Source organism: Polynucleobacter sp. 35-46-11 (assembly GCF_002281105.1).
In genome coordinates this window covers 1-13,317 of sequence record NZ_NCFJ01000051.1, presented here as the reverse complement: position 1 = coordinate 13,317, position 13,317 = coordinate 1, and the positions used below count along the sequence as shown (strand labels likewise).

The window sequence follows — 13,317 nt, the reverse complement described above, 5'->3', positions numbered from 1 at the left end:
CTTGGCGGAAGAGGTGAGATTCGAACTCACGGAGGACTTTCATCCTCGCCAGTTTTCAAGACTGGTGCATTCAACCGCTCTGCCACTCTTCCTTTGCGATTTGAGTCCTAGATTATAAAGAACTTTTGATCTGCACCTCCAAATGCTGGGCAATTGCCAAACAAGAGGTGAGACCTGGAGACTCAAAACCATAGAGATTAAATAAGCCTTGAAGCTGATGCTGCTCAGGCCCTTCGAAGTAAAAGTCTCCTGCCGGGGCATTTGGCGGGACGATTTTGGCCCTGACACCAGAGTAATCTGCCTGCAAAGCACCGTCTTTTAGGCCTGGCCAGTATTGCCTTACTGCGGCGTAAAAGCCTTCTCCCCGTTTAGGATCGACCGTATAGTTAATTTGACTTTCATCATCAATATCGAGCCATTCCACATCAGGGCCAAACTTCGCCTGTCCACCCATATCAAGCGTTAGATGAACGCCTAATCCGCCAGGTTCAGGAATGGGGTAAATCAAATGGCTGAACGGAGACTTTCCGGATAAAGAGAAGTAGTTGCCTTTGGCGAAGTAAGCTTTAGGTATCAGATCTTTCGAGAGGCCTTCGATTTTTTGAGCCAATGCTGGAGCGCTGAGTCCCGCGCAATTAATCAGTAACTTGGTCTGAATAGTCATGCCATCGACACCACCAATCGTGAGCTCGAACCCGCTTTCGACAGCATTGCCAATTGGCTTAGCGCCAAGCAATGGAGATTGGTAAGCAACCATGCCGCCTGCATCTTCAAACCCACCCAGCAATGACAACATTAATCCATGACTATCGACTACACCCGTTGATGCTGAGAGCAATGCTGCTTCACACTGCAACTGCGGCTCAAGCGCTTTGGCTTGCGATCCTGAGATCATTTTGATATCGGGTACTTGATTGTTTTGCGCTTTATACAAAATAGCCTGGAGATCATCTAGCTGACTAGTATCAGCAGCAACAATCAGCTTTCCATAGGCTTGCGTGCTCACCTGATGACTGCGGCAGTATTCATATAAGAGTCGATTGCCTTCCACGCAGAGTTTGGCCTTGAGAGAATCTTTTGGGTAATAAATCCCCGCATGAATGACTTCGCTATTACGTGCACTGCTAATAGTTCCGAATGAATCTTCGCGCTCGAGCAAGATAGTTTCTCGACCCTGCAATGCCATCTCGCGAGCAACTGCCAATCCAACTACTCCAGCGCCTACTACGACGCAATCAACCTGCTCCATTCGGCTATTCCTGACCTGATTTCAGATATGTCTCAATATTGTGATGACTTTTGCCCAAGCTAAAGCCTTGTTATTGATGAAATCGTAACATTTTCAGCGTTTTAAGGGGGTTTTGATGTCCTTATTGATAAAATCTAGGAATGTCCTTGCAAGCCCAATTCGCCAGTAACAGTGTTCACTCTGCCCTTGATATGGTGCTCGATACCGCCTATCAAGGAATTGACGCCAGCGACTGGGCAAAGTTATTTGCGAATGCTCGCAAATCTCAGTTAGAGCAGTTCATTGCAGACCTGTTTGCTGGTAAGCACATCAACAATAGCGAAGATCGCCCTGCCCTGCATTCGGCGCTGCGCAATCTGAGCAAAACGCCAGTACTGATTGATGGTTCAGACGTCATGCCAGCAGTATCTGAGGTTTGGCATCGCATTGAAGCGCTTTGCAATAAATGGGTTGGCGTCACAGATGTGATTCACATTGGCATTGGTGGGTCTGACTTTGGCCCCCGCTTAGCAATTGAAGCTCTAGCACATGTGCCTGGTATTGAAAGTCGCGGAATGCGCATGCATTTCTTAGCGAACATTGATACCGCTGAATTAGCACGCATTTTGGCGCGCGCTCAGCCTCACAGCACCCGCGTGATTGTGGTCTCGAAATCATTTACGACTCTCGAAACTTCCATGAATGCCAAAGCCGTTGTGGCTTGGCTTAAAGAAAATGGACGCACGTCAAGTCAAATTGCACATGCTTTGTATGCGGTCACTGCCAACATTCCTGCCGCCAAAGACTTTGGCGTAAGCGAAGAAAATATTTTTCCTTTCTGGGATTGGGTTGGTGGTCGCTACTCCGTATGGTCAGCAGTCGGCCTACCTATTGCCTTGCAATATGGCTTTGAGACTTTCAAACAATTTTTGGCTGGTGCTGAGGCCATGGATTTGCATTTTAAGAATGCACCTCTCGAAGAAAATCTGCCCGTTATCATGGCGCTCACCTTGCTATACCAGCAAGAGAAACACAATATCAAAGCTTATGCTGCCATTCCGTATGCCGATGCCTTGGATTGGTTTCCAAAGTGGTTGCAACAGCTGGATATGGAAAGTAATGGCAAGAGTGTTGATCGCGATGGCAAGCCTGTGAAGCATTCCTCACCAGTCGTATTTGGCAGCGCGGGTAGCAATGCGCAACACTCTTACTTCCAACTCTTTCATCAAGGTACAGAAATCATTCCAATTGATTTCATTGCCGTACGTGAGCCGATGAGTGATAGACCAGAGGCAGTAGCACATCATCGCATTCTGCTTTCCAACTGTTTGGCACAAGCTCAGGCATTAGCGAATGGTAAAACCGCCAGCAATCCAAATGATATTTACCCCGGTAAACGTCCGAGCAATCTCTTACTACTGCCCAAGCTCAACGCTTTTTATCTTGGTGCCCTACTTGCTTTATACGAGAACCGTACAGCAACATTAGGCGCACTCTGGAATATCAATAGCTTTGATCAACCTGGTGTGGAATACGGCAAAGTACTAGCTAAACCAATTGAGAAGGCCCTCGCCAGTCATCAGCCTGACATTCAGGCTAGTACGGATATTGATGCGGTGACTGCTGCTCGCATTAATTTATTAAATTTAAATGACTAGTTTTCGCCCAGCATTGCTTGGGTGTATTTACCAAAGGATCTGCAATGCAATTGTCTCCATCTATTTTTAAAGCGTATGACATCCGCGGCATCATTGATGAGACCTTAGATCCATCGATTGCTAAGTTGATTGGGCAGGCCTTTGGCACTGAGATGCATGAGCTTGGTGAAACTGATATCGTCATCGGTCGTGATGGTCGCTTATCTGGCCCTAGCTTGATTGAGGCTCTTACTGAAGGCCTGCTTTCCACCGGTATTAATGTAATTGATCTAGGGATGGTTGCAACACCGATGGTGTACTTTGCTGCTAACCATACGATTAATGGCAAGACACCAAGGTCCGGGATCATGATTACCGGCAGCCACAACCCACCTAATTACAACGGCTTCAAAATGGTTTTGGGGACAGCGGCGATTTACGGGGAAAAAATTCAGGATTTACGTAAGCGCATTGAAGCGAAGAAGTTTGCCGTAGGCCAAGGCACTAGAAGCACTTTTGATATTTTCCCAATGTATCTCAATTACATCGTAGGAGACATCAAACTTGCTCGCCCCATGAAGATTGCCGTAGATTGCGGTAATGGTGTTGGTGGTGCATTTACTGGGAAGTTGTTTAGAGCTTTAGGCTGTGAGGTTGAAGAGCTATTCTGCGAAGTGGATGGGCATTTTCCCAATCACCACCCTGATCCAGCACATATCGAAAATTTACAAGATCTCATCAAGAATCTTCAGACTACCGATAATGAATTAGGCCTTGCCTTTGATGGCGATGCGGATCGTTTGGGCGTAGTGACCAAAGATGGCCAAGTGATTTTTCCAGATCGCCAGATGATGCTCTTTGCTAAAGACGTTCTCGCCCGCAATCCAGGCGGCCAAATTATTTATGATGTGAAATGCACTCGTAATTTAGCAACCTATATCAAAGAACATGGTGGCGAACCCATCATGTGGAAAACAGGCCATTCCCTAGTCAAAGCCAAGCTAAAAGAAACTGGCGCCCCACTTGCTGGTGAGATGAGTGGTCATATCTTCTTTAAAGATCGTTGGTTTGGTTTTGATGATGGTCTGTATACAGGCGCCCGCCTACTAGAGATTCTCAGTAAAGAGAAAAACCCAAGCGACACATTAAATAATCTGCCAAACGCTATCTGCACTCCAGAGTTGCAGCTGGCTTGTGCTGAAGGTGAGCCATTTGCTTTGCTAGAAACGATTAAAGCCAATGCCAAGTTCCCTACCTCTGAATCCATCAACACCATTGATGGGGTGCGGGTAGAGTATGCCGATGGCTTTGGCTTGGCCAGGCCTTCAAATACAACACCAGTCGTAGTCATGCGCTTTGAGGCTGATACTGAAGAGGCAATTAAGCGAATTCAGGCGGAGTTTAAAGTGGCAATGTTGGGTGCCAAGCCAGAAGCGAAGCTACCTTTTTAAGATTGAAGGATGCATGGTGGTGAGTAGCGCAATAGAGATAAAATTACCTATGATCTCAAGCCCCATTTCCTTTGATTACCCCCAGCAAAATGCTGCTGGTGAAACCTGTACTGCACAAGCTTGGGCTAAAACCCCTCCCCCATTGCATGGAGAACATAAATCTGCAGTGATTGCTCGTATTAAGCAATTGCTGGTTGAAAAAGATGCTGCATTGGTGGCTCACTACTATGTCGATGGTGATATTCAAGATTTGGCTTTATCAACTGGTGGTTTTGTTTCTGACTCTTTAGAGATGGCACGCTTTGGTAAGAATCATTCAGCCAAGAATCTCATTGTTGCGGGCGTTCGCTTCATGGGCGAGTCGGCCAAAATCCTCAGCCCTGAGAAGCGCGTTTTTATGCCGGATCTAGAGGCAACCTGCTCTCTCGATTTGGGTTGCAATGCTTCTGACTTTGCTGCTTTTAGGGCATTACATCCAGATCGTACGGTCGTTGTCTATGCAAACACCAGTGCTGCTGTTAAAGCACAGGCCGATTGGATGGTAACAAGCTCTTGCGCCTTAGCAATCGTGCATCAACTCAAAGTTGAGGGCAAGAAAATTCTTTGGGCACCTGATCGTCATTTAGGTCGCTATATTCAGGAGCAAACTGGCGCCGATATGTTGCTCTGGAATGGCGCATGCATTGTTCATGATGAATTTAAAGCGGTTGAATTAGAAATGTTGATGGCTGCCCATCCAAATGCCATGGTTCTGGTTCACCCAGAATCCCCCAAAACAGTGGTCGACCTTGCGGACGTTGTCGGCTCTACAACTGCCATGATTAAGGCTGTAGTAGAAGGCTCCGCCACCGAATATATTGTGGCCACGGACAATGGTATTTTGCATCGTATACGCCAGCTAGCACCTAATAAAGTATTGATTGAAGCCCCTACTGCTGGTAATAGCGCCACCTGTAAGAGTTGCGCCCACTGTCCTTGGATGGCCATGAATGGTTTGCAAGGAATTTTGGATTGCCTAGAAAATGCCTCTGGTGAAATCTTGATTGATGAGCCTATTCGTGTTGAGGCGTTAGGATGTATTGAACGTATGCTCGACTTCACTACAAATCACCCCGATCTCTTGGCAAAAGCACAGCATGGCTTTGTCAAGAATATCGGCGTAGCTTAGTCCTAGTTGTTATCTTTTGATTTTTTCTTAATGTAGATCGATTTATTCATGTTTGAGTACAACGAGACTTTAGAGCAAGCCCGTCAACGCAACATTCATGATGCTTTGATGGAAGATATTGGCACGGGTGACTGGACTGCGATGTTGGTTCCTAGTAAGCCTGTTCATGCTCAGCTCATTGTTCGCCAAGGGGCCGTGCTGTGTGGGGTAGATTGGTTCGAGGGCACACTCAAGAAACTAGATCCCAATGCAAAAGTCACTTGGCATTATTTGGAGGGCGATCTCATGAAGGCCGATACCAAAGTCTGCGATATCGAGGCTGACTCGCGTGCCCTGCTTTCTGCAGAGCGTCCCTGTATTAATTTTCTACAAACCCTCTCTTGGACTGCAAGTATTGCGCGTCAGCATGTGGATGCGATTAAGGGTGTGAGTCCCAACCCTAATGGTTGTGCGGTGCTGGATACACGTAAGACTATTCCAGGTTTACGTCGCGCACAAAAGTACGCAGTATCAGTGGGTGGTGGTCAAAATCAACGCCTTGCTTTGTGGCATGGCATCCTTATAAAAGAAAATCACATTGCCGCAGCAGGCGGTGTTGCTGCTGCCATTAAAGCTGCTCAATCCCTTAACTCGGGAGTAGATATTCAGGTTGAGGTCGAGAATTTTGCCGAGCTTGAAGAAGCCTTAAATGCTGGCGCAAAAAGTATCTTAATTGATAACTTCACTACCGAACAAATGAAAGAAGCAGTTGCCATTACTAAGGGTAGCGCTATACTTGAGGCATCTGGTGGTATTAACCTAGATCAGATGTGTGCGATCGCTGCTACCGGAGTTGATCGTATCTCATTAGGGAGGCTGACGAAGGATATTCAGGCAGTGGATTTTTCGATGAGAATATCCCCATAACAACTAATGCTTAGGTTTCAGAACTTTCGGAGTTTCCCTCGGCTTGAGGCGTCAGAATAGTCGGGTAAGAAACGGCCCAGGTGCCTGGGTAATCGCGGCTGTAATGCAATCCCCTGCTCTCTCTACGCATGAGCGCTGATCTCACAATCAGCTCTGCACATTCCAGTAGGTTGCGTAACTCGATCAAGTCGCGCGTGACTTTAAAGTTGGCGTAATACTCTTGTACTTCGTATCTGAGGAGTTTGATACGGTGTAATGCACGCTCCAGCCTTCGATTAGTTCTCACGATACCAACGTAATTCCACATCAAGGAACGCAGCTCATCCCAGTTATGGGCAATAACAACTTGCTCATCAGCATCTTCTACTTGACTCTCATCCCAGAGAGGCAGCTTTGGCATTAGAGGCGTTTTGAGTTGAGAAATATCCTCTGCAGCAGCCTTACCAATCACCACACATTCCAGCAATGAGTTGCTAGCCAAGCGATTGGCTCCGTGCAAGCCGGTGTAAGTTGCCTCACCCACTGCATACAGACCCGGTAAGTCGGTCCTTCCTTTGAGGTCTGTAACTACACCACCACAGGTGTAATGCGCTGCGGGCACGACTGGTATTGGTTCTTTTGAAATATCCAAACCTAGAGTCATGCAACGCGCATAGATCATCGGGAAATGTTCTTTAATAAATACTTCACCCAGATGAGTAGCATCTAAATGCACATAATCTAAGCCGTGCTTCTTCATCTCAAAGTCGATTGCTCGGGCAACAATGTCACGGGGAGCCAACTCATTGCGCTCATCATGCTCTGGCATAAAGCGTGTGCCGTTTGGCAGTTTTAGCAAGCCACCCTCACCCCGCATCGCCTCGGTAATGAGAAAGGTGCGATCACTCGGGTGATACAAGCATGTTGGATGAAACTGAATAAATTCCATATTGCCAACACGGCAACCTGCTCGCCATGCCATAGCAATACCATCGCCAGTGGCGGTATCGGGGTTGCTGGTGTAACGATAGACCTTACCAACACCACCAGTAGCCAAGACTACTGACTTCGCTTCAATTGTTTCCACACGATTATTTTTAATATCGAGCGCATAGACCCCATAACAACGATTCGGTTTAGCGCGCTGTATCTTCGCGTCTAGATGACGATTCGTAATGAGGTCTAGAGCAATCCAATGCTCCAAGATCTGGATATTTTTATGCGCCCTTGCTTTATCGAGAAGAACTTCATGGATAGCCTTACCAGTGGCATCTGCAGCATGCGCAATGCGACGGTGGCTGTGACCACCCTCACGAGTTAAATGCAAACCCATTGGCCCTGACTCATCAGTAGTAAAGGGCACACCCTGCTCAACTAACCAACGAATAGCTTCAGCGCTTTCTTCGGCAATGTAACGTGCGGTTGACTCCACTACGAGACCTGCGCCTGCATCTAGGGTGTCTGCAACATGAGAATCAATACTATCGTGCTCTTGATCTACTACACCCACAATACCGCCTTGGGCCCACGCGGTAGCAGCTTCGCCAAGTCCGCGTTTAGCCATCAGAATCACCGGCTGGGAATCGGCCATGTGCAGGGCTACGGTTAGACCGGCCAAACCTGCGCCAATAATGAGAACAGGCAGGTCTGCTTTGGTATCAGCTTGGGGTGTTGAAGGTTTTGAACTAGCCATGGAGAGCTCATTCTAAGGGCAAATGAGTTAGGGCTGGATTTTTCCAGCCCTATCCAACAGGATTCCTTGGCAATGAAACATAGTGCCCTTGTAGAATAGTGCTCATAAATACAAACCAAATAATGGAGACAATTCAATGGATTTAAGCCTGAACAGCTTTGCCGCACAATGCCATGCTATTCTCAAAAAAGATGGTGGGCCTAAGGGTCGAATTGAGGTGGCTAATCTCTTACGTCAAGTGCTCCAAGACGCCGAGGCCGTCAAAAGCTATCTTGACCCAGACACCCCCGAACGCTCAGTACTCTATGAAGATCCTGAGTTGGGCTTTTGTATCGTCGCACATCGCTATACCGGCCCTAAAACCTCCGAACCACATGACCATGCCCATTCTTGGGCAATCTATGGTCAAGCTAGCGGTGAGACACAAATGCATGATTACGTCTTAGTAGAAAAAGCGCATGGTGAAAAGCTCCGAATAGTACGCATGACGGACACCTATCGCCTAACACCGGGAGTTGCCCATGTTTATAACGAGGGTGACATCCATTCCCCAACACGAGTAGAGCCAACCAGCCTCATTCGCATTGAGGGCACGAATATGGCCCATGTGACCCGAGACCGATTTACTTTAATTGAGTAATACATTGCGATGCAATATATCGACGCCAAAACCTTAAAACAATGGCTGCATAGCACTCAAGAGCTGGCAGTGCTCGATGTTCGTGAGCATGGTCAATACGGCGAGTCCCATCTATTTCTGGCTACATCCTTACCCTTTAGTCGCCTCGAGGGTGAAATCACTCGCTTAGTTCCCCGCAAAGATGTAAAGATTGTTTTATACGATGATGATGGACAGGATATTTGCCTACAGGCTGCCAAAGCTCTAGATGCGATAGGTTACAGCAATCTCTTTATATTGGATGGTGGCGCAAAAGGATGGTCTGATGCCGGCTTTACCTTATTTGCAGGTGTAAACCTACCATCAAAAACCTTTGGTGAATTAATTGAGCATCATTTTCAGACGCCGCGTATTACAGCCACAGCATTAATGGAAAAAATTCAATCTTCTGAGGATGTCATTATCTTGGATGGCAGACCTCAAAATGAGTTTAAGAAGATGAGTATTCCAGGGGCAACATGCTGTCCTAATGGTGAGCTAAGCTATCGCATTCAAAGCATAGTTAGAAATTCAAACACGCCTATTGTGATAAATTGCGCAGGCCGAACACGGAGCATCATTGGTGCGCAAACCTTAATTAACCTTGGCATTCGCAATCCTGTATTCGCCCTGGAAAATGGCACCCAAGGCTGGTATCTAGAAGACTTTCCGCTTGAGCATGGCAAATCCCACCCTTACCCACAAGCAAAGGTTGATGACCAGTGGCTAGCTAATATCGCTGCATTGGCAAACCGCTTCCAAGTTCCCATCATTAGCGATACTCAATTTAATGAATGGGCAAGTGAAATGGATCGGTCGCTCTATCTATGTGATGTGCGTACTGCGGAGGAATTTAAACAAAAGGCACTGCCAGGAGCGCAGCACACACCAGGCGGCCAATTGATTCAAGCAACTGATCAGTTTATCGGGGTGCGTAATGCCAGAATAGTTCTTTATGACTCCGATGGGGCACGAGCAATTACTGTAGGTAGCTGGCTTAAACAAATGGGGCATGATGTAGCCGTTTTAAAGGATGGGATAGAAAGCAAGGTATCTTTACCGCAAATTATTGGCGCCAATCTCACGGATGCTCACATAATGACCGACTCCGAATTAGTCAGCGCACATGCAAACGGAAACACCCTTTTTCTAGATCTGCGATCAAGCATGCAATATCGTAAAGGACATATTGCAGGGGCAGTTTGGACAATTCGCCCGCACCTCCTAAAAGCAATCCAGGGTCATAAAGGCCCTATTGTATGTATTGCTGAAGATCGCATCGTTGCACAAGGTGCTTATGCTCAACTAGCTACTAACGGACAAAATCCTCAAATCTACTTATGCAAAAACAATCTATTCCCCGAGCCTTTGGATATCATCGCTACCCCGATGGTGCCGCCAGATTCTGAGTGCATTGATTACCTATTCTTTGTGCACGACCGCCATGATGGAAATAAAGAGGCAGCAAGGCGATACCTAGAATGGGAGACTGGCTTGGTGGCGCAACTAGATGAACAAGAAAAAAATATGTTTTCGATTGATTAATCGTCATTTATAAAGTAAAAAGTCCCGCATTGCGGGACTTTTTTTAGTCTGAGCTAGGTAGCTAAGACAGCTCCTTACCCATAATTAGGTTCGGCAAATAGGTGGAGATTGATGGAACATAAGTAATCACAATCAAGAATAAGAACAGCACACCTAACCAAGGCATCGCAGCGCGCACCACCTTCGTTAGAGGCATACCCGTAATTCCCGAGGTTACGAACAAGTTCAGTCCGACAGGTGGCGTGATCATTCCAATCTCCATATTCACCACCATGATGATGCCCAAGTGAATTGGATCAATTCCAAGCTGAGTGGCAATATGGAAGAACAAGGGCCCTAAAATCAAAATGATGGCCGTGGGCTCCATAAAGTTACCAGCAATCAAGAGAATGATATTCATCACAATCAAGAAAGCCCATGGCGGCATCCCATAAGCCAAAATCTGCTCAGCCATAATTTGCGGAATACGCTCAGTAGTTAATACATGGGCAAACAGCATGGCATTTGCGATGATGAACATCAACATTACCGTCGTTTTTGAGGCATCTTTAAATACCTCTGGAATATTCCTCCACTTGATATCTCGGTAAATAAATACTGACACCAATAAAGCATATAAAGCCGCTACTGCTGCTGCTTCTGTTGGTGTAAAGACTCCACCATAAATACCGCCCATGATGATCACCAATAATAAGAAGCCCCAAATAGCATCCTTACCAGACTCAAAAAATTCTTTCGCAGATGCCTTTTGTGCAGCGGGAATCTTCATGACACGAGCGCTAATATAAATAGCCACCATTAACGCAATTGCCAAAAGAATCGCTGGGATAATGCCAGCAATAAAGATACGCCCTACCGATAGCTCAGTCACAGAACAATATACGACCATCACAATCGAAGGCGGCATCAAAATTCCAAGCGTTCCAGCGTTACATAAAATGCCCGCGGCATAATCTTTGCCATAACCTGCTTTGACCATTCCAGCAATCATGATCGATCCAATGGCCACTACAGTAGCTGGCGAGGATCCAGAAACAGCGGCAAAGAATGTACATGCTAAAACTGCAGCAATCGCCAGGCCACCACGAATATGGCCAACGCAAGCAATCGCAAAACGAATTAAACGCTTCGCAACTCCGCCCGTCGACATTAAGGCGCCACCTAAAATAAAATAAGGAATTGCCATTAGTGTGTAATGTTCAGAGGTTTCAAACAACTTCAGCGCCAATGAGGCCAGAGAATCTTGACCAAACATAATGATGGTCAATAAACTCGATAGGCCTAATGCAATCGCGATGGGCACCCCCAAGAACATTAATGCAAATAGCAAGATAAATAATATGGCTGCGCTCATGATGCAGACTCCCCATCAGCTTTGAAATTTTTCAAGGCATCAGCAGCCTCATCTGCCAGTCCAAAGTTATATTGTTCGCGCTTAATGAGCCTGACTAAAATTTCGACAAAGCGAAATAAAACCAGCACATAACCTATGGGAAGCGCCATCCGAGGAACCCATTGCGGCAGCCATTCAATATCTTGGCAAACAATGCCGATATCGAACATCTTATGGACATAGATGGTTGCACCATAGAGAACAATGCCGGAATACAAAATACAGGCTAAGGTAGCGATAATCGCGACAATCCGCTTTTTTTCTTTGGGCAAGTTCTTCACAAGAATGTCAACACCAATATGCGAACCCATGCGAATTCCCCATGCGGCTCCCAGGAAAATCACCCAAGCGAACAAAAATGTATTGAGCTCAAAAACCCAGTCGATACTTTGAGTGAGTACATAACGAAAAAATACATTGACACAAGTTAAGGCCGTCATCAGCGCTAACAGAAGCGAGATGAGATAAGCCTCAAAGTTATTGAATAAATTTTTCATAGAAAAAAGGGGCAACTCAATGCCCCTCCATAATTCTTCAGGTTAGAGAACTGCTTAGTTGCTAGCTGCGGCTGCAGCTTTAATTAAACCAGCACCAATCTGAGGCTCAAATTGTTTCCATACTGGCTGCATTTTTTCTTTCCAAACCGCTAATTGCTCCTTATTCAAAACAACTACCTTTGCTTTATTGGCAGCAATAATCTTTTCCTTGGCTTCCTGATTCTTACTCCAAGCAAGCGCATTGCCATAAGTTGTTGCCTCGCTCATTGCAGAATTCAGACCATCACGAATATTAGGTGGCAACTTATTCCAAAACGATGGGCTAACAACAACCATATAGTCTACGATTCCATGGTTAGTTTCCAAGATTGTTTTTTGGGCTTCGTAGAATTTCTTAGAATAAATGTTTGACCATGTATTTTCTTGACCATCCACAACGCCGGTTTGTAAGCCTTGGTACACCTCAGAGAATGCCATTTTCTGTGGGCTTGCACCTAACTGCTTAAAAATTGCCTCAAGCAATGCAGAGGGTTGAATACGGAACTTGAGACCCTTAACAGAATCAGGCAGGAGAATATCTTTGTTGGCTGACAACTGCTTCATGCCGTTATGCCAGTAAGCCAAACCAAGAATTCCCTTTTTCTCCATTGACTTCAACAAAGCTTGGCCGTCCGGGCTAGACTGGAAACGATCAACTGCTTCAGGATCCTTAAAGATGAAAGGCAAATCAAACACTTGAACCTGTTTACTAAAGCGGTCAAATTTAGATAAAGAAGGCGCAATAATTTGTACGTCACCCAATAACAGGGCTTCCATTTCTTTACCGTCACCAAAAAGCTGGGAATTTGGGAATATTTCAATTTTGACTAAACCGGGCAACTTCTTTTCAGCAAGCTCTTTGAATTTCAGAGCAGCCTGACCTTTTGGGGTGTTCTCGGTGACAACGTGACTGAATTTAATAGTAATGGGGTCGGCCGCATAAACATTGGTAGCTAAAACAGCTGACGCAAATAACGGAACAAGAATCTTTAACATGCACTATCTCCTTACTTTCTAATAATAATTTGTCTATATTAGTCATCTAGTCTGGGGTTGCAATAGCTACTATCCCTTATATAACTCTGTTCTTCTAATATTTAATCAATTCATCATGCACTGCAGC

General features: G+C 45.9%; 11 protein-coding genes and 1 tRNA gene. 6 read left to right on the top strand and 6 right to left on the bottom strand.

All coding sequences use genetic code 11. The features are described from left to right. Window positions 1-2: 2 nt before the first annotated feature. Both B7Y67_RS06035 and B7Y67_RS06030 read right to left on the bottom strand, forming a co-directional pair. Window positions 3-92 (bottom strand) — tRNA-Ser (locus B7Y67_RS06035). A 20-nt stretch (window positions 93-112) separates the two neighbouring features. Further along, complete coding sequence (locus B7Y67_RS06030; RefSeq protein WP_293597857.1) at window positions 113-1,249, bottom strand: NAD(P)/FAD-dependent oxidoreductase; 1,137 nt, start codon at window positions 1,247-1,249, stop codon at window positions 113-115. A gap of 140 nt (window positions 1,250-1,389) precedes the next feature. Between B7Y67_RS06030 and pgi the strand changes: the two genes are divergently transcribed. From pgi to nadC, 4 genes are read left to right on the top strand one after another with little or no spacing between them, the layout of a single operon-like run. Beyond that, window positions 1,390-2,886 (top strand): glucose-6-phosphate isomerase, encoded by a 1,497-nt coding sequence (gene pgi / locus B7Y67_RS06025; RefSeq protein WP_293597856.1) that lies wholly within the window; start codon window positions 1,390-1,392, stop codon window positions 2,884-2,886. A gap of 44 nt (window positions 2,887-2,930) precedes the next feature. Continuing rightward, window positions 2,931-4,316: a phosphomannomutase/phosphoglucomutase gene (locus tag B7Y67_RS06020; protein ID WP_293597855.1), complete on the top strand. Its 1,386-nt coding sequence runs from the start codon at window positions 2,931-2,933 to the stop codon at window positions 4,314-4,316. A 49-nt stretch (window positions 4,317-4,365) separates the two neighbouring features. Further along, window positions 4,366-5,484, top strand: a complete 1,119-nt coding sequence (gene nadA / locus B7Y67_RS06015) for a quinolinate synthase NadA (RefSeq protein ID WP_293597854.1) — start codon at window positions 4,366-4,368, stop codon at window positions 5,482-5,484. 48 nt (window positions 5,485-5,532) lie between these two features. Then, complete coding sequence (gene nadC, locus B7Y67_RS06010) at window positions 5,533-6,390, top strand: carboxylating nicotinate-nucleotide diphosphorylase (RefSeq protein ID WP_293597853.1); 858 nt, start codon at window positions 5,533-5,535, stop codon at window positions 6,388-6,390. 10 nt (window positions 6,391-6,400) lie between these two features. On the opposite strand, the gene nadB is transcribed toward nadC, so the two are convergent. Further along, window positions 6,401-8,062: an L-aspartate oxidase gene (nadB, locus tag B7Y67_RS06005; protein ID WP_215303264.1), complete on the bottom strand. Its 1,662-nt coding sequence runs from the start codon at window positions 8,060-8,062 to the stop codon at window positions 6,401-6,403. A gap of 136 nt (window positions 8,063-8,198) precedes the next feature. Between nadB and B7Y67_RS06000 the strand changes: the two genes are divergently transcribed. Both B7Y67_RS06000 and B7Y67_RS05995 read left to right on the top strand, forming a co-directional pair. Next, window positions 8,199-8,702 carry a hypothetical protein gene (locus tag B7Y67_RS06000; RefSeq protein ID WP_293597852.1) on the top strand — a complete coding sequence of 168 codons (504 nt, stop codon included), beginning with the start codon at window positions 8,199-8,201 and terminating at the stop codon, window positions 8,700-8,702. Window positions 8,703-8,711: 9 nt separating this feature from the next. Continuing rightward, the gene (locus tag B7Y67_RS05995) at window positions 8,712-10,265 is read left to right on the top strand and encodes a rhodanese-like domain-containing protein (protein ID WP_293597851.1); all 1,554 of its coding nucleotides are present in this window, start codon (window positions 8,712-8,714) and stop codon (window positions 10,263-10,265) included. Window positions 10,266-10,326: 61 nt separating this feature from the next. Here the strand turns inward: B7Y67_RS05995 and B7Y67_RS05990 are convergent, their stop codons facing one another. Genes B7Y67_RS05990 through B7Y67_RS05980 form a run of 3 tightly spaced genes read right to left on the bottom strand, consistent with a single transcriptional unit; the run spans window position 10,327 to window position 13,190 of the window. Further along, complete coding sequence (locus B7Y67_RS05990; protein ID WP_293597850.1) at window positions 10,327-11,619, bottom strand: TRAP transporter large permease; 1,293 nt, start codon at window positions 11,617-11,619, stop codon at window positions 10,327-10,329. Further along, the gene (locus B7Y67_RS05985; RefSeq protein ID WP_293597849.1) at window positions 11,616-12,155 is read right to left on the bottom strand and encodes a TRAP transporter small permease; all 540 of its coding nucleotides are present in this window, start codon (window positions 12,153-12,155) and stop codon (window positions 11,616-11,618) included. Before B7Y67_RS05985 ends, B7Y67_RS05990 begins: the two co-directional genes overlap by 4 nt. A 54-nt stretch (window positions 12,156-12,209) precedes the next feature. Then, complete coding sequence (locus tag B7Y67_RS05980; RefSeq protein WP_293597848.1) at window positions 12,210-13,190, bottom strand: TRAP transporter substrate-binding protein; 981 nt, start codon at window positions 13,188-13,190, stop codon at window positions 12,210-12,212. Window positions 13,191-13,317: the final 127 nt, after the last annotated feature.

What these genes read in the sequence shown, in the direction of transcription:
- B7Y67_RS06030 (WP_293597857.1), bottom strand. Translation starts at nt 1,249, where the DNA reads ATGGAGCAGGTTGATTGCGTCGTAGTAGGCGCTGGAGTAGTTGGATTG.
- B7Y67_RS05990 (WP_293597850.1), bottom strand. Translation starts at nt 11,619, where the DNA reads ATGAGCGCAGCCATATTATTTATCTTGCTATTTGCATTAATGTTCTTG.
- nadC (WP_293597853.1), top strand. Translation starts at nt 5,533, where the DNA reads ATGTTTGAGTACAACGAGACTTTAGAGCAAGCCCGTCAACGCAACATT.
- nadA (WP_293597854.1), top strand. Translation starts at nt 4,366, where the DNA reads ATGATCTCAAGCCCCATTTCCTTTGATTACCCCCAGCAAAATGCTGCT.
- B7Y67_RS05980 (WP_293597848.1), bottom strand. Translation starts at nt 13,190, where the DNA reads ATGTTAAAGATTCTTGTTCCGTTATTTGCGTCAGCTGTTTTAGCTACC.
- pgi (WP_293597856.1), top strand. Translation starts at nt 1,390, where the DNA reads ATGTCCTTGCAAGCCCAATTCGCCAGTAACAGTGTTCACTCTGCCCTT.
- nadB (WP_215303264.1), bottom strand. Translation starts at nt 8,062, where the DNA reads ATGGCTAGTTCAAAACCTTCAACACCCCAAGCTGATACCAAAGCAGAC.
- B7Y67_RS06020 (WP_293597855.1), top strand. Translation starts at nt 2,931, where the DNA reads ATGCAATTGTCTCCATCTATTTTTAAAGCGTATGACATCCGCGGCATC.
- B7Y67_RS05995 (WP_293597851.1), top strand. Translation starts at nt 8,712, where the DNA reads ATGCAATATATCGACGCCAAAACCTTAAAACAATGGCTGCATAGCACT.
- B7Y67_RS06000 (WP_293597852.1), top strand. Translation starts at nt 8,199, where the DNA reads ATGGATTTAAGCCTGAACAGCTTTGCCGCACAATGCCATGCTATTCTC.
- B7Y67_RS05985 (WP_293597849.1), bottom strand. Translation starts at nt 12,155, where the DNA reads ATGAAAAATTTATTCAATAACTTTGAGGCTTATCTCATCTCGCTTCTG.